General features: G+C 45.1%; 18 protein-coding genes. 10 read left to right on the top strand and 8 right to left on the bottom strand.

What is annotated here, in order from left to right; translation table 11 throughout:
• Nucleotides 1-227: 227 nt before the first annotated feature.
• Genes IE070_RS11250 through IE070_RS11240 form a run of 3 tightly spaced genes read left to right on the top strand, consistent with a single transcriptional unit; the run spans nucleotide 228 to nucleotide 4993 of the window.
• Complete coding sequence (locus IE070_RS11250; RefSeq protein ID WP_189483295.1) at nucleotides 228-2153, top strand: transglycosylase SLT domain-containing protein; 1926 nt, start codon at nucleotides 228-230, stop codon at nucleotides 2151-2153.
• A gap of 42 nt (nucleotides 2154-2195) precedes the next feature.
• Nucleotides 2196-3521 (top strand): Xaa-Pro dipeptidase, encoded by a 1326-nt coding sequence (gene pepQ, locus IE070_RS11245; RefSeq protein WP_189483294.1) that lies wholly within the window; start codon nucleotides 2196-2198, stop codon nucleotides 3519-3521.
• Nucleotides 3522-3541: 20 nt separating this feature from the next.
• Nucleotides 3542-4993: a TrkH family potassium uptake protein gene (locus IE070_RS11240; protein WP_189483293.1), complete on the top strand. Its 1452-nt coding sequence runs from the start codon at nucleotides 3542-3544 to the stop codon at nucleotides 4991-4993.
• A 36-nt stretch (nucleotides 4994-5029) separates the two neighbouring features.
• Here IE070_RS11240 and trkA read toward each other — a convergent pair whose 3' ends face one another.
• Genes trkA through def form a run of 4 tightly spaced genes read right to left on the bottom strand, consistent with a single transcriptional unit; the run spans nucleotide 5030 to nucleotide 9182 of the window.
• Nucleotides 5030-6406 carry a Trk system potassium transporter TrkA gene (trkA, locus tag IE070_RS11235; protein ID WP_189483292.1) on the bottom strand — a complete coding sequence of 459 codons (1377 nt, stop codon included), beginning with the start codon at nucleotides 6404-6406 and terminating at the stop codon, nucleotides 5030-5032.
• A gap of 8 nt (nucleotides 6407-6414) precedes the next feature.
• Nucleotides 6415-7716 (bottom strand): 16S rRNA (cytosine(967)-C(5))-methyltransferase RsmB, encoded by a 1302-nt coding sequence (rsmB, locus tag IE070_RS11230; RefSeq protein ID WP_189483451.1) that lies wholly within the window; start codon nucleotides 7714-7716, stop codon nucleotides 6415-6417.
• Nucleotides 7713-8654: a methionyl-tRNA formyltransferase gene (fmt, locus tag IE070_RS11225; protein WP_189483291.1), complete on the bottom strand. Its 942-nt coding sequence runs from the start codon at nucleotides 8652-8654 to the stop codon at nucleotides 7713-7715. Before fmt ends, rsmB begins: the two co-directional genes overlap by 4 nt.
• A gap of 12 nt (nucleotides 8655-8666) precedes the next feature.
• Nucleotides 8667-9182 carry a peptide deformylase gene (def, locus tag IE070_RS11220; protein ID WP_189483290.1) on the bottom strand — a complete coding sequence of 172 codons (516 nt, stop codon included), beginning with the start codon at nucleotides 9180-9182 and terminating at the stop codon, nucleotides 8667-8669.
• Nucleotides 9183-9306: 124 nt separating this feature from the next.
• Here def and IE070_RS11215 point away from each other — a divergent pair, with 124 nt between their 5' ends.
• The 4 genes from IE070_RS11215 (at nucleotide 9307) to IE070_RS11200 (ending at nucleotide 12727) form a co-directional block, all read left to right on the top strand.
• Nucleotides 9307-10425 carry a LysM peptidoglycan-binding domain-containing protein gene (locus tag IE070_RS11215; RefSeq protein WP_189483289.1) on the top strand — a complete coding sequence of 373 codons (1119 nt, stop codon included), beginning with the start codon at nucleotides 9307-9309 and terminating at the stop codon, nucleotides 10423-10425.
• A gap of 27 nt (nucleotides 10426-10452) precedes the next feature.
• A complete protein-coding gene (gene dprA / locus IE070_RS11210; protein WP_189483288.1) occupies nucleotides 10453-11535 on the top strand; it encodes a DNA-processing protein DprA in 1083 nt (360 codons plus the stop codon).
• 2 nt (nucleotides 11536-11537) lie between these two features.
• On the top strand, nucleotides 11538-12011 hold the full coding sequence (locus IE070_RS11205; protein WP_189483287.1) for a DUF494 family protein: 474 nt from the start codon (nucleotides 11538-11540) through the stop codon (nucleotides 12009-12011).
• 173 nt (nucleotides 12012-12184) lie between these two features.
• Nucleotides 12185-12727, top strand: coding sequence for a DNA topoisomerase family protein (locus tag IE070_RS11200; protein WP_189483286.1), 543 nt, complete (start codon nucleotides 12185-12187; stop codon nucleotides 12725-12727).
• Nucleotides 12728-12796: 69 nt separating this feature from the next.
• On the opposite strand, the gene IE070_RS11195 is transcribed toward IE070_RS11200, so the two are convergent.
• Nucleotides 12797-13927: a 5-(carboxyamino)imidazole ribonucleotide synthase gene (locus IE070_RS11195; protein ID WP_189483285.1), complete on the bottom strand. Its 1131-nt coding sequence runs from the start codon at nucleotides 13925-13927 to the stop codon at nucleotides 12797-12799.
• Nucleotides 13924-14415, bottom strand: coding sequence for a 5-(carboxyamino)imidazole ribonucleotide mutase (gene purE / locus IE070_RS11190; RefSeq protein WP_189483284.1), 492 nt, complete (start codon nucleotides 14413-14415; stop codon nucleotides 13924-13926). The genes IE070_RS11195 and purE overlap by 4 nt, the downstream gene beginning before the upstream one ends.
• A 310-nt stretch (nucleotides 14416-14725) precedes the next feature.
• Here purE and hemF point away from each other — a divergent pair, with 310 nt between their 5' ends.
• The gene (gene hemF, locus IE070_RS11185) at nucleotides 14726-15655 is read left to right on the top strand and encodes an oxygen-dependent coproporphyrinogen oxidase (RefSeq protein WP_189483283.1); all 930 of its coding nucleotides are present in this window, start codon (nucleotides 14726-14728) and stop codon (nucleotides 15653-15655) included.
• Here hemF and IE070_RS11180 read toward each other — a convergent pair.
• Nucleotides 15652-16074, bottom strand: coding sequence for a group II truncated hemoglobin (locus IE070_RS11180; RefSeq protein WP_229797045.1), 423 nt, complete (start codon nucleotides 16072-16074; stop codon nucleotides 15652-15654). The two genes, hemF and IE070_RS11180, sit on opposite strands and share 4 nt — an antisense overlap.
• 28 nt (nucleotides 16075-16102) lie before the next feature.
• On the opposite strand from IE070_RS11180, the gene aroE reads away from it, so the two are divergent.
• Both aroE and IE070_RS11170 read left to right on the top strand, forming a co-directional pair.
• Nucleotides 16103-16918, top strand: coding sequence for a shikimate dehydrogenase (gene aroE / locus IE070_RS11175; protein WP_189483281.1), 816 nt, complete (start codon nucleotides 16103-16105; stop codon nucleotides 16916-16918).
• The gene (locus IE070_RS11170) at nucleotides 16915-17151 is read left to right on the top strand and encodes a DUF1488 family protein (RefSeq protein WP_189483280.1); all 237 of its coding nucleotides are present in this window, start codon (nucleotides 16915-16917) and stop codon (nucleotides 17149-17151) included. The genes aroE and IE070_RS11170 overlap by 4 nt, the downstream gene beginning before the upstream one ends.
• Here the strand turns inward: IE070_RS11170 and IE070_RS11165 are convergent.
• Entirely contained in the window at nucleotides 17148-17681 is a 534-nt protein-coding gene (locus IE070_RS11165) for a gamma carbonic anhydrase family protein (protein ID WP_189483279.1), read from the bottom strand. The genes IE070_RS11170 and IE070_RS11165 overlap by 4 nt on opposite strands.
• Between the last annotated feature and the right edge of the window lie 376 nt (nucleotides 17682-18057).

The following is an 18057-nucleotide window of genomic DNA, read 5'->3' as shown; positions in this document are numbered from 1 at the left end:
GGGTTATTCGCAACTGGTACGATGAGGGTATCTTTCCCAGTGTGTCGTGCTTTACTAAAAATATCAATAGTTATTTAAACGGGTGTTTGAATTGATATAGTTTGATACCCCATTCATCTTATGTCTACGAGCAAAAAACACTGGGCCATAAACTGTAGTACACTGTTCAATATTATAAAAGATCCCTAATCATATTACTGATTGTGCCTGTCTCTGGAGTGATGTTTGTGAAGCGGCTAATTAATTTGTGTTGTGCCATTTTGTGCGGTGTAAGTGGAATTGTGCATGCATTAACGGCGACCGAGACGTTGGAAGAACAGCGCAAACTCTTTGTGCAAGTAGAGCGACAAATTGGTTCGGCAGCGCCTGTTCAAGTTGAACTGTGGCTAGAACAATTACAAGGTTATCCCTTAGCGCCCTATATTGAGCAACGGTGGCTGCAACGCAGGCTATCTGAACACACTGCAATAGAATCGTTTTTGGCTAGCCATCAAGGATCGCCATTGGATTGGCCGCTGCGACGCCCTTGGCTATTGAGCCTTGCAAATGCACAACACGCGGAGCGTTTTCTCAGCTTTTTTCCTGGCAGTACGGATGCGGCGTTAAATTGTGTCGCGTTGCAGCAGCGTTTAAAGGCTCAACCTAAGGACGCTGAGGCTATTTGGCGAGACGTCGCGGCATTGTGGACGGTGGGGAAATCGCAGCCTAAGCAATGTGATTCACTGTTTAGTCAATGGCGGCAAGTACAGCCGTTCTCAGCAGATATCGTACTTAGACGGATACAATTGTCTGCAGAAGGGGGAGACGTCGGGTTGATTCGTTATCTTCGAACGTTATTACCGACTGATAAACAGTATTTAGCCGACATGTGGCAACACGTTAGAACAAATCCTGCCGTGATTGCTAAACCCAAGTTTTTTCCAGGTAAACATGTTATTGAACGCGATGTCTTAGCTTATGGTTTGAAGCGACTTATTTGGCGCTCACCCGATCAGGCGTTACAGGTTTGGGCAGCATTTACCAGTGATCCATACTTTACTGCTGCGCAGCGTATCGATGTGCAACGGCAATTTGCTATAGCTTTAGCCAGTAAAGGCGATAGTCGTACCGATGAGTGGATGAGTAAATTGCCTGCAGAATCGTTAGATAGTAGTTTGGCACAATGGCAAGTGGGTCATGCGCTAAAAACACTGAACTGGCCTAAAGTGCAGCAGGTTATTGAGCGCTTCCCAGATAACTTGGCTAACGATGTGAATTGGCGTTATTGGTTAGCTCGGGCGTTAGAAGAGCAAGGGAAGTCTGGCGAGGCGCAACCTATTTTTCAGGAGGTGGCACAGCGACGCCATTTTTATGGATTTATGGCTGCGGCTAAATTAGGCTTACCTCCAAACTTGGCTCATCAAGCAGTACCTGTAACCGATGAGGATGTGGCACGCATTGCAAAACATCCCGCGGTGCAACGCGCGCAAGAATGGCGTGCGTTAGGACGAATGACCGAAGCGCGACGTGAGTGGAATTTTTTACAGCGTTCGGTAACAGAGCCGGAAAAGTTAGCTGCCGCTAAATTGGCTGGAAAGCTAGAATGGCATGAACGTGCTATTTTTACGTTGGCGGATGCAGGTTTTTGGGACGATGTTGAGCTACGCTTTCCACTCGCATATCAAGAAGACATTCAACGTTTCGCTAAAAAAGCTAAAGTCGATTCCAGTTGGGCAATGGCTATTGCTCGGCGCGAGAGTTCCTTTATGCCAGACGCGAACTCACCCGTAGGAGCACGCGGGTTAATGCAAATTATGCCCGATACAGCCCATTACATTGCAAAAAAACGCGTATCGTTATCAACGTTATATCATCCGGTCACCAATATTGATTATGGGACAGAATATTTGAATTATCTGATGCGCCGCAATAATGGCAACATTATTACAGCAACAGCTTCCTATAACGCAGGACATGGTCGGGTAAGACAATGGATCCCTCAAGGTCAGCTTTTACCCGTTGATGTTTGGGTTGAAACCATTCCTTATCGAGAAACGCGTGAATATGTGAAAGCGGTGATGGCGTATCAGCAAATTTACGCTATTCGTTTAAATGAGCCCATAGATGTGTTTCGGCCTCTCTTAGGGATGCAGATTGGGACAGAAGATAAATAGTGTTATTATCGATATCCCTTAACAGCAACAAATAAGGTATTTATGAACCTCACTTATCAGCAACTGTACAAGGAACATATTACTGAGCTGCAACAGCGTACTCGTAATGTGTTGGCGCGTGAGAATTTGGATGCGCTCGTCATTCATTCTGGGCAAGCTAAACGCAAGTTTTTAGATGATATGGATTATCCATTTAAAGCGAATCCGCATTTTAAAGCCTGGTTGCCCGTTATTGATAATCCACATTGCTGGTTGTTAGTCGATGGTATAAATAAACCTAAGTTGATTTTTTATCGGCCAAAAGATTTTTGGCATAAGGTTCCAGACGAGCCTAATGATTATTGGGCGGAATACTTTGATATTCAGCTATTAGAAAAAGCCAACATGGTTGAAACGCTTTTGCCATACGATAAGGCTCGTTTAGCTTACCTTGGTGAATATCTAGAAGTCGCCAAAGCGCTAGGGTTTGTGCATATTAACCCTGAGCCCGTGATGAGCTATTTACATTATTATCGGGCTTATAAAACTGCTTATGAGCATGCGTGTATGCGAATTGCCAATAGCATGGCTGTGGCGGGGCACCGTGCCGCAGCTGAGACATTTTATGCTGGAGGCAGCGAGTTTGACATCCAATTAGCTTATCTGGCAGCCGTAGGGCAAACAGAAAATGAAGTGCCTTATGGGAATATTATTGGCTTAAACGAACATGCAGCCATATTGCATTACACCGCGTTAGAACGAAAGAAGCCAACACAACATCGTTCGTTTTTAATTGATGCCGGTGCGGAATTTAACGGGTATGCTGCCGACATTACACGAACCTATAGTTTTCAGCGCTCAGACGAGTTTGGCGCACTGATTAACGCAGTTAATGATGTTCATTTACAGGTTGTAGCTGCCATTAAACCTGGAATCAAATACACCGAGTTACAATTTTTAACACACCGGTTATTAGCGCAGGTATTGATTGATTTTAACTTTGTACACGGCAGTGTGGATAACATTATCGAAAGTGGCACCAGCAGTACTTTTTTCCCGCATGGCGTTGGGCATCATTTGGGCCTACAAGTCCATGATGTGGGCGGTTTTATGGCGGATGAGCGAGGCACACACGTCGCAGCACCAGAACAGCATCCATTTTTGCGCTGTACCCGTTTGATTGAACCTTCCATGGTATTTACTATTGAGCCCGGCCTTTATTTTATTGATAGCTTATTAGCAGATTTAAAACAAACTATGGCGTCAAAGCTGATAAACTGGCAAAAAGTTGATGCATTCCGCTGTTTTGGGGGGATCCGCATTGAAGATAACATCATTGTGCATCGTGAGCGCAATGAAAACATGACCCGCGAGCTGCTATTGCCGTAACTGGCAATGTAAAGGACGCTATGCAATATCGCTCTATTATTCGTATATTGGGGATGCTGATTGCGATTTTCAGCATCACCATGGTACCACCTGCTTTGGTGGCCTATTGGTATAAAGATGGCGCTGGCGTTCCTTTTATTCTGTCTTTTTTACTGTGCTTAGCGATGGGTTTTCTTATTTGGTATCCCAATCGAAAGTACCGTGACGAGCTAAAAGTACGCGATGGTTTTTTAATTGTCGTCTTGTTTTGGACGGTATTGGGTGCGGTGGGTGGCATCCCATTTGTGTTAGCCGAACGGCCTAATATGTCACTGGCTTCTGCGATGTTTGAAGCCTTTTCAGGCTTAACGACCACGGGTGCCACGGTGTTAACGGGCATCGAATTATTACCAAAAGCCATTTTGTATTATCGGCAACAGCTACAGTGGCTAGGCGGTATGGGGATCATTGTATTAGCGGTAGCCATTTTACCTCTGTTAGGGGTGGGGGGGATGCAGCTGTACCGTGCTGAAACGCCGGGGCCGGTCAAAGATAATAAAATGACACCGCGTATCGCTGATACTGCAAAGCACCTTTGGTATATTTATTTAGCCATAACCATTTTATGTGCTTTAGCGTTTTATTTGGCTGGCATGTCTATTTTCGATGCCATTTGCCATGCGTTTTCTACCGTTGCGATTGGTGGATTCTCTACCTATGATGCCAGTATTGGGCATTTTAACAGTGCGACCATTAATCTCATTTGTGTCGTGTTTTTATTGATCAGTGCGATTAATTTTCCACTGCATTTCGCAGCTATTCGCGGTAAGAGTGTAAGTACTTACTTACGTGATCCTGAGTTTAAAACCTTCTTAGGGATTCAAGCCGCTCTGATCTTGATATGTGTTTTTGTGTTACTGCATACGCATGTTTATGAGCACGGCTTAACGGCGCTGAACCATGCGGTGTTTCAGGCGGTTTCTATCTCTACTACAGCCGGTTTCGCCACAGACAGTTTTGCTAATTGGCCATTGTTCTTACCTATTTTGTTACTTTTCTCTAGTTTTATTGGGGGATGCGCAGGCTCTACGGGGGGCGGTATGAAGGTGGTTCGAGTACTGTTACTCTTTAAACAAGGCACGCGTGAATTAAACCGTTTAGTGCATCCGCGCGCTGTTTATGCCATTAAATTAGGTCGTCGCCCCGTTGAAGATCGGATTGTGCAAGCGGTATGGGGGTTTTTTGCTGCTTATGCTCTGGTATTTGTGGTGATTATGTTGGCATTGATTTTTACCGGGCTAGATAATATTACTGCCTTTTCGGCAACGGCGGCATGTTTAAATAACTTAGGACCAGGATTGGGGGAGGTTGCTGCGCACTTTGGCAATATTCCTGATGCCAGCAAATGGATTTTAATTGTGGCGATGGTGTTTGGTCGTTTAGAGATTTTTACGTTGTTGGTGCTATTTACCCCAGCCTTTTGGAAAGATTAACGTCACAGGCGTGTGTTAATCTTTGCATGAAGGCGCTTAGATAAAGATAGCGCTGACCTGAAAAAGTTTTTCCACTTCCACAATGTGCTTTTTATCAACCATAAATAAGATAATATGATCATCTGTAGCAATCAGCGTATTGTCGTGAGCAATTAATACCTCATCGCCGCGGACAATGGCGCCAATGGTTGTGCCTGGCGGTAATTTTATTTGGCCAATCGTTTTACCCACCACCTTGCTTGTGCTGCTATCACCATGTGCAATGGCTTCAATAGCTTCAGCAGCGCCTCGGCGTAGTGAATAGACGTTAACAATATCACCACGTCGAATATGCGTGAGAAGTGCGGAAATGGTAGCTTGTTGCGGTGAAACTGCAATATCCACTTCGCCTCCTTGCAGTAAATCAACGTAGGCGCCACGTTTAATCAGCACCATCGTTTTTTGGGCGCCCATCCTTTTCGCAAGCATTGCCGACATAATATTGGCTTCGTCATCATTCGTAACGGCAATGAATACATCAATTTGCTCGATATTTTCTTCCTCAAGCAATTCAGGATCGGACGCATCCCCGACATAAACGACAGTATTATCTAGGCCACTGGATAAAAATTCTGCACGTTCTTTACTGCGCTCAATCAATTTTACGCTGTGTGTTTTCTCAAGAGCCCGAGCTAATCCAAACCCAACATTACCCCCTCCTGCGATCATAATGCGGCGATAACTGCGTTCCAGTTTTTGTAGTTCGCTCATAACGGCACGAATATGCTTAGTGGCGGCGACAAAGAAAACTTCGTCATCAGCTTCAATAATGGTGGTGCCGAGAGGTTTAATAGCTGTACCACGGCGATAAATCGCGGCTACGCGTGTTTCGATATGCGGCATGTGTTCTTTAAGCGCTGATAAAGCGTGGCCAACTAATAAGCCACCGTAGTAAGCTCGTACTGCCACCAAGCTGACTTTACCTTCGGCAAATTCCACCACTTGCAGTGCGCCTGGATAATCGATTAAACGGCGGATATAGTTGGTTACTAAGGCTTCTGGGGCAATAAAGTGATCAACTGGCATATCGTCTTTATGGAAGAGCTCGTCACGATATTTTAAATATTGGTTAGTTCGAATTCGGGCAATTTTTAAGGGCGTGTTGAACATGCTGTAGGCGACCTGACACGCCACGATATTGACTTCGTCGCTGTTGGTAACGGCCACGATCATATCGGCATCTTCAGCGCCAGCTTTGCGTAAAATGTCAGGATGGGAACCGTGCCCATACACCACTTGTAAGTCGAATCTGTCTTGCAGTGCGCGAAGTTTATCTAAGTTAGTATCAACGATAGTGATATCGTTTTGCTCGCCTACCAGGTTCTCTGCTAGCGTTGCACCAACTTGCCCTGCACCCAGGATAATGATTTTCATAGTCTGCCTTACGTCGTGATTTTTTTATGCAAAACGGCAAAGAAAAAACCATCTAAATCTTGCTCACCAGGTAAAATTTGCCACGTCGTCGCGTTATTCGCTATCGATATAGGGTGTAAGATAGCATCCGGTTGTTGCGATAAAAAAGCTTGAATTTGCTCACTGTTTTCCGAAGGTAAAATACTGCATGTGGCGTATAACAAGGTGCCACCTGGTTTAAGTAACGACCATGCATGCAGTAAAATTTCGGACTGTAACGTCACCAGCGGTGTGATATCCGATTTTTTACGTAACCAACGAATATCAGGATGGCGGCGAATAACGCCGGTGGCCGAGCAGGGAACATCAAGTAAAATGCGATCAAATTGCTCGCCCTGCCACCAGTTGGCGGTATCAAGAACGTCAGCAGCCACAACACGTGCTTGTAACGATAAACGGGCTAAATTATCGTGTACACGCGCTAAGCGTTTTTCATCACGATCCAGCGCGGTTAGGGTAATGTCTGGTGTTAGCTCTAGGATATGACAGGTTTTACCACCAGGGGCACAGCAAGCATCTAGGACTACATCACCGGGTTGCGAGTCGAGGAGTAGGGCGGCATGCTGGGCTGCGCCATCCTGTACCGAGAACCATCCTTCAGCGTAACCAGGCAATAGCGTCACGTCTCGTGCTTGCTCCAGTTTAATCGCCACGGGTAAATAGCTAAGAGGTTGGCTATGAGCGATGTCTGCCGCGGTCAGTTCTGCCATAAAAGCAGCCGGAGAAATCTGTTGTTGATTAACGCGTAGCCAGAGTGGAGCCTTATGTTGATTGGCTTGTAATATCGTTTGCCATTGTTCAGGATAGGCTTGTTTTATCGCGTCAATGATCCAGCCGGGATGATTGTATTGCACAGCAAGGCTAGCGGATGCAAAATCAAATAATGCCGGTTGTCGCTGCACATTTCGTAACACACCATTGATCAGTTTGGTTAGGCTTTGGCCTTTTAAACTGCGTGCGGCTTCAACGGTTTCGCTGATAGCTGCATGGTCAGGAATGCGCATAAATTTTAATTGATAGATACCAACATAAATTAAAAACTGCAGTGGTCGCAGTTGTTTAATCAAGGGTTTACTCATTAAGTGCTGGCAAACCGTTTCGAGCTGCGGCAACGTGCGCATCACACCAAAGCAGATTTCTTGTAATAACGCTTTATCAGGGGCGGATGCTAATTTTTGCTGAGCTTTAGGTAAGGCTTCCGAAAGAGACTTACCTTGATCGATTACTAAGAAACAGGTTTCCGCGGCAAGTGCGCGTAATTGCGCGCTCATAATTGCTGCCCAGGTTTCAGCCACTCAGCTCGTCCATTCAGAAAGTCAGCTGCTGACATGGGTTTTTTACCTGGAGGTTGAAGTTGAGTGATCATTAATACACCTTGGGCGCAGCTTATATAAATACCCGTTTTGTCAGTTTTCACAACTTGTCCAGATACCGCGTGTTGTTCTTCAATAACATGTGCATGCCACACTTTCACCATACCTTGCGGCAGTTCAATATAGCTGATTGGCCAAGGATTAAATGCGCGAATTTCACGTTCTAGTGCTGCTGCAGAGCGGGCAAAGTTTAAACGTGCCTCGTCTTTATGGAGCTTTTCAGCATAGTTGGCGTATTGATCGTCTTGTGGTTGCGCATTGGTTTGCAAAACCGGGAGTTGCGCTAAAGCTGTTAAAAGTGCGTTAGGCCCTAAGGTTGCGAGCTTTTGATAAAGTGACGCACTGGTATCTTCTGCCGTAATTGCGCAACGAACGTGACTTAACATGGCACCGGTATCTAGGCCTTCGTCCATTTGCATAATCGTGATGCCGGTTTCGTGATCACCAGCCCAAATGGCTCTTTGGATAGGCGCGGCACCACGCCAACGTGGCAAGAGAGAACCATGCACATTGATACAGCCCAATCTCGGTGTTTCTAAGACCACTTTTGGTAAGATTAGGCCGTATGCGACAACAATCATTAAATCGGCTTGCAATGCAGCTAACGCTAATTGTGCAGGTTGTTTTTTAAGAGACTTTGGTTGATATACTGGAATATCATGAGCTTGAGCAAGCTGTTTTACTGGGCTGGGCTGAAGCTTTTGGCCGCGTCCCGCCGGTCTGTCTGGTTGAGTATAAACAGCGATAACATCATAACCGCGATCAAGCAAAGCCTGTAAATGACTGGCAGCAAAGTCCGGCGTACCGGCAAAAATAATACGTAAAGGTTGTGTCACGTTATATCCTGTTTACAGCGCGTGGCGCTCGGCAAGTTTAGCTTCTTTTTCAAGCTTTTTACGGATGCGATCACGTTTTAAAGGTGACAAGTAATCGATGAAAAGTTTGCCAATTAAATGGTCTAGCTCGTGTTGTAAACAGATAGCCAATAAGCCATCTGCCTCTAATTCAAACCATTTACCGTGTTTGTCTTGTGCTTTTACCGTGACATGCTTTGCCCGTGAAACAGAAGCGTAGTTTTGAGGTACTGATAAACACCCTTCTTCATAGCTAGTCTCACCATCGTGTGCGATGATTTCAGGGTTAATAAACACCAATGGAGCGTTTCGCTCTTCTGACAGATCGATCACCACCACACGTAAATGTACGTTGACCTGTGTTGCTGCTAAACCAATACCATTTTCATCATACATGGTATCAAGCATATCGTTAACCAGTTGTTGAATTTCGGGTGTCACTTCAGCGACAGGTTTTGCGATGGTACGCAAGCGATCATCAGGATAATGTAATACTTTTAAAACGGCCATAACACCTACAAAATTATGCTTTAATTAATCCACTGTGGTATGTTTTAATTTTAGCCATTATTGCGCGGCAATAACAGCTTAGTATGTAATAATTACGAAAAGTATAGGATTAAAGGACGCAGGCATGCTAAAAAAAATAACCTTGGTCGTGGCAGCCTTAATAAGTTGTTTTGTTACAGCCGTTTTTGCCGATGTGTTAAAACTCAGGCCTGGCGCGCCAGCTACCTATGTGGTGAAGCCTGGTGATACCCTTTGGGATATTTCTGGATTGTATTTAAGTGAGCCATGGTTATGGCCGCAATTATGGCAGGCCAACCCACAAGTGGCTAATCCACATTTAATTTTTCCTGGTGATGTATTGTATTTAACATACGACAGCGAGGGGCGCCCACGTTTAACGACAAATGTAATAAATAATAAACCTGCCGTTCGTTTATCACCACAAAGCAGGATGACACATAAAAACCCTGATGCAATTGCCACGTTACCTTTGGGTATTATTCGGCCTTTTTTAACGTATGAACAGGCGTTATCCCAAGAGCAAATTGATGCGTTACCGTATATTTTAGGTAGTAATACGGCATCCAAAAGTGCAGCAGATACGCATACCTTATACGTGAATGCTGAATTAGTTGCAGGGGCAAGTTATGCCATTTATCGCCAAGGCAGTCCTTATGTTAATCCTGAAAACGGCGAGGTGTTGGGCTATGAAACAAAACTGATTGCCAGCACGCGTGCCTTTCGCGCAGGCTCGGCCAAAACGGACACCACGGCCTTGGTGCCAGCTTCGTTAAACGTGCTTTCAGTAACACGAGAAATACGCCAAGGCGATAAAGTGATACCTGCTTATGATAATCAGGCGCTGCCTGCTTATTTTGTTATGACAAAACCCGAGCAGCCTGTTGATGGACAAATTATTGCGGCGACGTCAGATCTTCGTGAATTTGCAAAAATGGACATTGTTGTTCTTAACCGTGGTCAGGCGCAGTTAGCTGCAGGTCATATGCTTGGTATTTATCGCTCATCCCCTACCGTCGTCGATGGCCGCGAGGGCCCTGTTTATTTAGAAGACGCCACGAAGCTGCAAAAAGTCTTGCGGGATTTTGGTGGCGAAGCACTTGCAATGCCACGTGAGAAAGTAGGTGAGTTAATGGTGTTTAAAGTTTCAGATAATGTCAGTTTTGCCATCGTTACACAGACGTCACGTCCGGTTCGAGTAGGTGATCAGATCGGTAATTTGTAATAGTTAACTAAGAGGAGCTAGTGTGCGATGGACCATTTGCACAACTGGCTCGCTTTAGCGAGTGTAGGCCTCAGAGGTCAGCGGTACCGTAAGCTAAGTGAGCAGATGAGTTTGGCTGAGTTAGTATCGCTTCCAGCGAGTACCTTGCAACAAATCGGCTTAACACAACGACAAGCACATGGGCTGAGCTATGAAGCCCAAGTGTGGGTAGAGCAAGCCCTGGCTTGGCAAGCTGAAGCAACAGACCATCATCTTATCTGCTTTGATCATCAATATTATCCTCCTTTACTAAAGGAAACTCGCCAACCGCCTCTGGTGTTGTTTATAAAAGGGGATCCAACCTTACTGGCTTTGCCACAAATCGCAATGGTGGGGAGCCGTTTGCCCACTCCTACTGGTCGCAAAGTAGCCCGACAGTTGGCAGCAGAACTCACTCAAAATGGCATGATAGTTACCAGCGGTATGGCGCAGGGTATTGATAGTGAGTGTCATTTGGGAGCCTTACATGCAGGCGGCAAAACATTGGCGGTATTGGGGCATGGTTTAAGGCAAATTTATCCAACCAGTAACAAGCGTTTAGCCGCTGATATTGCACAGACTGGCGCCTTGATATCAGAGTATTTTCCAGATGTTCGCGCACGGGCAGAATATTTTCCTCAGCGTAATCGTATTGTGGTTGGTTTGAGTATTGGCACCTTAGTCGTAGAAGCGACCATAAAGAGTGGTTCGTTAATTAGTGCAAATTTAGCTGCTGAATACAACCGGGAAGTATTTGCGGTACCAGGGTCTTTTTACAACACTCAGGCGAGTGGTTGCCATCATCTTATTCAACAAGGCGCTAAACTTGTTACCGGTATCGCCGATATATTAGAAGAGCGCGCGTTGTTTGCTGATAACGGCATGAAGGGCAACAACGAAATAAATTTAACATTAGACTTGTGCACCCAACAGTTGTTGGATAACGTAGAAGACATACCTATATCAGTTGATGTACTAGCTGAGCGGGTAGGCATGACAGTGACAGACGTTTCCATTATCTTACTTGAGTTAGAATTACTTGGTAAGATCGCAGTTGTACCCGGTGGTTACATTAAAGTGGGGAGTACCTGATTATGTTTGATATCCTCGTTTATCTATTCGAAAATTACCTTCATAACGAAGCTGATGTGTATGTTAACCATGCCGATCTGACTAAAGAGCTCAGTAAAGCGGGTTTTCATGATGATGATATTTTTCGTGCTTTAAAATGGCTCGATCGCTTATCTGCGTTACAAGAGAATCAGACTAAACCTTACTTATCAAAAGTTAGTAACAATGCCATCCGTATTTTAACGGCTGAAGAGTATCGCAAAATTGATACGGAGGGTCAGGGATTTTTAATGTTCTTAGAGCAAATTAATGTGCTTGATGCCACAACACGAGAAATGGTTATTGATCGGGTCATGGATTTAGATAGTCACAGTATTAGCTTAGAAGATTTAAAATGGGTGGTTTTAATGGTGTTGTTTAATGTGCCTGGGCGAGAAAACGCCTATGCACAGATGGAAGATTTACTGTTTGAACAACCTGAGGGACCACTACATTAACGTTTTTATCGTTCGCGCGTGTTTATGGCATGTGTTATTACGTTGCACATAAATGCTAACTTAAACTAACGACATTACACAGAACATCATGGTGTGCTCAGGCGGGGTACAGATAAGCTCTCTTACCCCGACCTTCTTGATGAAAGTACATGAGCAAAGGTTCTCAAGTTGTTATGACAGATCATTCCCCTTTATTTTCCTTACCACAGCAAACTGAGCCTTGCCCGCTGTGTCAAAACCCTTTAGTTATTCGCTCAAGTAAGAATGGGCCATTTTTAGGATGCAGCACTTACCCTGAATGCCAGTACAGCAAAGCGTTACACCAACATGAAAACAGCGTGGTGAAAATTTTAGAAGAAGAACCTTGTCCTGAGTGTACAGCGCCGTTGGCGGTGAAGAACGGCCGCTATGGCATGTTTATTGGCTGTACGGGTTATCCTAACTGTCATTTTATTGTACAAGACGAATCGCCATCCCCAAGTACCGTTAACTGCCCAAAATGTCGGAGTGGTCAGCTGACAGAACGACTGAGTAAATACGGGAAAACGTTCTGGGGGTGTGAGCAATATCCTGATTGTACTTTTTTGCTAAACGATTTACCGGTGTCAGGAACTTGCGAATATTGTGCTTATCCATTATTGATGCAAAAAAAAGCCGGACTTTATTGCGCAGCAAAGGCGTGTCAACGCAAACAATCTTCTGAATCTAATGCTTGAAACCTTTTTAAGTTGAAACTGCAGTTGTGGTGACTGCAATTTCAACCCTTTGATTTTAGAACATTGTAGTTAAATACGTTGTAGCATTTGTTCCAACTCAGGAAACGCCGAGGCGGGGAGTTGATCAATCAGTTTTGCAAATAAGGCTTTTAATTCTGCATTACTATTTGCTGAAAGATTGATATGGCCCATTTTGCGTCCTGCTCTTTTAGTTTTTCCGTACCAATGCAATCCTAAGGCTGGCAGCGTAAGGATAGATGAAGGGACTACGTCCTCGCCTAGAATATTTATCATCAAGGTAGGTCGAATCAGAGCCGTGCTACCTAAAGGTAAACCGCAGACTGCCCGTAAGTGATTCGTAAACTGGCAACAGTCAGCACCTTGTTGTGTCCAATGGCCAGAGTTATGCACTCTAGGTGCAATTTCATTAACCAGCAGAGAACCTTGTACTTCGAAAAATTCAATTGCTAACACGCCAACATAGTTCAGATGATTTGCTACTGCGGTAAACATCTTTTCAGCGTGTAACTGTAATGCCTGAGTAACAGGTCGAGCCAAAGATACACTAAGTACGCCATTAACATGATGGTTCTCAGTCAAAGGATAAACCTTAATTTCCCCAGAGCTACTGCGGGCACCTACTAAGGAGACTTCGCGTTCAAAGCGAATAAACTGTTCAGCGACAATAGCCTGTTTCGTATCTGCTGCCAAAAAGGCCGCGATTTGTTGCCAAATTTGTTTGGCATCGTCAGCCGTTTTTAAACGCCATTGACCTTTACCATCATAGCCGGCCAGAGCACTTTTAAACACCAAGGGTAAGCCGAGCTCAGCAATCGCCTGGTTAAAATCAGCTTCTGATCTAATGATGCGGTATGCCGCACTGGCTGCGCCTGCGCTTTCTAACAGGGCTTTTTCTAGACGACGATCACCACCCGCTTTTATGGCTGCAGCGCCGGGTAAAAACTTACCACTTTGCTGGCATTCCTCTAATATGGGTAAAGGGATATGTTCAAATTCAGCAGTTACTACATCCGCTGCTGCGAGTGCTTGCGCCAAACCGCTGCCAAGTTGAGCCTGAGTTAGCGGGTGAATAATATTATCGGTATTTACATCATAAGCGCTGATATTGATATTCAGTGGCGCCCCGGCCAGCGCCATCATTCTAGCCAGCTGTCCGGCACCAAGTACTAAGACATTCATAGTGCACCCTGTGACGGATCGGGTTGACTTAAGACCATTTCAGTTTGTGCTGCTCGAAACGCATCAATTTGTTTTAATAAATCCGCATTGCTCGTTGCTAAAATTTGCGCAGCAAGCAAGCCTGCATTCGCTGCGCCAGCATCGCCAATGGCCAATGTACCAACCGCAACGCCTTTGGGCATCTGCACAATTGAGAGTAGTGAATCTAAGCCTTTTAATGCTTTAGATTGCACTGGTACACCCAAAACCGGAAGGCTAGTAAAGGCAGCTGCCATACCGGGTAAGTGCGCTGCACCACCTGCACCGGCAATAATCACTTTTAAGCCACGCTCTGCAGCACCAGAGGCGTAATCTGCCAATAACTGTGGTGTGCGATGAGCAGAAACCACTTTCGTTTCATAAGCAATGCCAAAACGGTCCAGCATATCTGCTGCATGTTTCATGGTAGGCCAGTCTGACGTTGAACCCATGATAATACCAACCTGCATAGTGGTTTCCTTTGTGAACTTGATGAAGTTGAAGGGTTAAAGGGTTATTATAACGCTCATCGGGTCATGAATAAACGTTTAGTGTCTTTGGCAAAGAAGGGTTTTAAGCGATTTTGCAATAGCGGTTTAGCAAAGAACAAGAAATAGACTTGAATTTCTGCATGAGCTGCTGCTGATTAGTTGTAAAACATTCTTTTGTTATTACATTCGATAGGATGTTTATTCCCAGTGACAGTATATTAACCATATTACATTTGATGGGTTCTTATTTTATCGATGTGATAATGGCAGTTCCGTTTTAGGAGTTAAGATGGCAACACATTCAGCACAGTTAGAGCAGGTACAGGCGTTTTTGATGGCGCTACAAGATCAAATTTGTCGTCAATTAGAGCTCGCTGATGCTGGCGCTTTATTTGTAGAGGATGCGTGGCAACGGGCAGAAGGTGGTGGTGGCCGCAGTCGGGTGCTTACAGAAGGTAACGTATTTGAACAAGCCGGTGTTAATTATTCGCATGTGTATGGCGCACAAATGCCAGCGTCGGCCACAGCACATAGGCCTGAGCTTGCCGGACGTAACTTTAATGCTTGTGGTGTCTCGTTGGTTATTCATCCGCATAATCCTTACCTACCGACTACCCATGCCAATGTGCGCTTTTTTATTGCCGAAAAAGAAGGGGAGTCACCAGTTTGGTGGTTCGGTGGTGGCTTTGATTTAACGCCGTTTTATCCGTTTGAAGACGATGTCATTCATTGGCATCAAACGGCAAAGGATGCCGTTGAGCCCTTTGGATCTGAGTATTATCCGAACTATAAAAAATGGTGCGACGACTATTTCTATTTAAAACACCGAAATGAAACCCGGGGTGTGGGTGGGTTATTTTTTGATGATTTAAATGCGCCAGGTTTTGAGCAAAGCTTTGCCATAATGCGTGCGGTAGGTGAGGCGTTTACGAAAGCGTATTTACCCTTAGTAGCTAAACGTAAAGACACGCCTTATGGTGATCGGGAGCGGCAATTTCAGTTATACCGCCGTGGGCGTTATGTTGAGTTTAACCTGGTGTATGACCGTGGCACCCTGTTTGGCTTACAAAGTGGCGGTCGTACCGAGTCCATTCTCATGTCGATGCCGCCATTGGTGCGCTGGCAGTATGGTTATCAACCCGAGCAGGGCAGTGCTGAAGCGCTCTTATACGAGCGTTACCTTAAGCCGCAAGACTGGCTGTTACAGCAAGCCGATTAACAGTTAATCATATGGCTCGCCAGTTGCCCAATCGACTGGCGAATACCTTCCCGTAGCAGCTTATCTGTTACAACTTCATCCAGCGCTTGATTCATACAAAACATCCATTCATCACGCAGTTGTGCGTTCACGGTAAAAGGCATATGGCGGGCCCGTAATCTAGGATGGCCATATTTTTCTTCAAATAAGGCTGGGCCACCTAGCCAACCGGATAAAAACTCAAAGAATTTTTGTCGAATAGTATCTAGCGGCAGAGGATGAATAGCATAAAGCGCTTTCGCTTCGGGCGCAGTTTCCATAATATCGTAAAAGCGATTAGCCAGGGCTCTTACCGCTGTTTCGCCCCCCATTAATTGATAAGGCGTTTGTTCTGGTGTCGGATGTGCCTTGCTATTTGTGGTACTTTTATTAAAAATCATCTGTATTAACTTCTTAAAAGGCATTCTTGTGGACCGTTACGCTGTATTTGGTAATCCGATAGGACACTCAAAGTCTCCTTTTATACATCAGCACTTTGCTCTGCAAACCGCTGAGTCGTTAAGCTATGAGGCTATTCTAGCACCAGTAGATAGTTTTGCCGACAGCTGGCGAACCTTTGTTAGTCAAGGTGGCAAAGGCGCTAATGTTACCGTGCCGTTTAAAGAGCAAGCTTTTGCGCTGGCCGATGTTTTGTCTGAGCGAGCGCAACAAGCTGGCGCGGTTAATACGCTATATATAAGTAGTGAAGGTAAGTTAGTAGGCGATAACACCGATGGTATTGGCTTGGTGCAGGATCTTGAGCGCCTTGGAGCAAAACTGACTAATGCCTCTATATTACTGCTGGGCGCGGGTGGCGCAAGTCGCGGGGTTGTGGGCCCACTATTACAGGCAGGAGTTGCTAAAATCGTTATCGCAAACCGCACAGTGGCAAAGGCGCAAGCTATTGCTAAGGCTTTTCCGGCATCAGTCATTGCTGCAAGCCTAGATGCTATTCCCGAACAGCCGTATCATTTGGTGATCAATGCCACTTCGTCAGGTTTAACTAACGAGCGACCAGCACTTGCCAGTAAGCATTTAATACACTGTCAGTTAGCGTATGACATGCTATATGGGGCTAAACCAACGGCATTTTTAAGCTGGTGTAAAGAGCATGGTGTACCTGTGCAGGCAGATGGCTTGGGTATGTTAGTTGCGCAAGCGGCAGCGGCTTTTACTATTTGGCGTGGCAAGCAGCCAAATATTGAACCCGTACTTACCCTATTACAGGATCAGCTCCGCCGATGAATCAGCAGCTAATATTTAACAATGACTTTTACTATGCAAGAGATAAGGCGGCCATCGGTTTTAGTTGCCTAGTAGCAGGACTAAAAGTTGCTTGCTTTATACCTCTCGTTATCACCGACGATCCAGAGCAAGCATTATCCCAAGTAAAAGCCGAGGCCTTTACATGGGAAGATAAAGCGGAGTTGGCTATCTCTAAGGATAGTTATAATGAGTTTGGTGAGATCTGGCTTTAAACTTCTGCCAGATACTCATCTTTCAGTTGGACATAGTTTAACGCTGACTCTTTTAGAAAAGCGAGTTCATGATCTGTTAAAGGCCTTGCTTGTTTAGCGGGGCTACCAACATATAAATAGCCACTGGCTAATCTCTTACCTGGTGGCACCAAACTCCCCGCACCGATGATCACATCATCTTCTACAACAACATCATCCATCACAATAGCGCCCATACCAATCAAGATCCTGTTGCCAAGGGTGCAGCCGTGCAGCATCACTTTATGACCTACAGTAACGTCTTCACCTATAATAAGTGGTGATCCTGCTGGCTTGCCTTTGCTCGGGCGTGACAAATGAAGCACTGAACCATCTTGTACATTCGTTCGCGCGCCTATGCGTATATAGTTAACATCACCCCGGGCAGCGACTAAAGGCCAAATACTCACATCTGCAGCTAATTCGATATCACCCACTAGTACGCTGGAAGCGTCAATGTAAACGCCTGTGCCTAGCTTTGGTGCTATTCCTTTGTAAGTTCGTAACGTCATATACCCTCCAGTGTCGACATATTATGCAGTAAACGTGGTAAAAAGCTGCACTTCGTTGAAATTTTCTGCTAACAACACAAAATGCCATGTTTTTATTAAAAAGAGGCTTGCGTCAATTTTAAAACGCCCTATAATGCGCGCCATGCCACGGGGCACTGCGCTTCACCAGAAACATAGCAGTAACCGAGTGATAAAGCGAATTGCAAAAATCTTTAAAAAGACGCTTGACAGCAAGTTTAAAATCACTAAAATGGCCGCCTCGCTTCAGGGTGCTAACGAAAGCCTCGAAAAGCGAAGTGAAGTTAAAAATAGTCGAACGTGACGAAGAGTTTTAAAAAAGAATCTTCCTCACGCTTGACTTAAAATCTGGGAAGTG

Origin of the sequence: Alishewanella tabrizica, from assembly GCF_014652375.1 — a bacterium.
GTDB lineage: Bacteria > Pseudomonadota > Gammaproteobacteria > Enterobacterales > Alteromonadaceae > Alishewanella > Alishewanella tabrizica.
The sequence above is the reverse complement of the archived record's forward strand: the minus strand, read 5'-3'. Positions and strand labels throughout refer to the sequence as shown.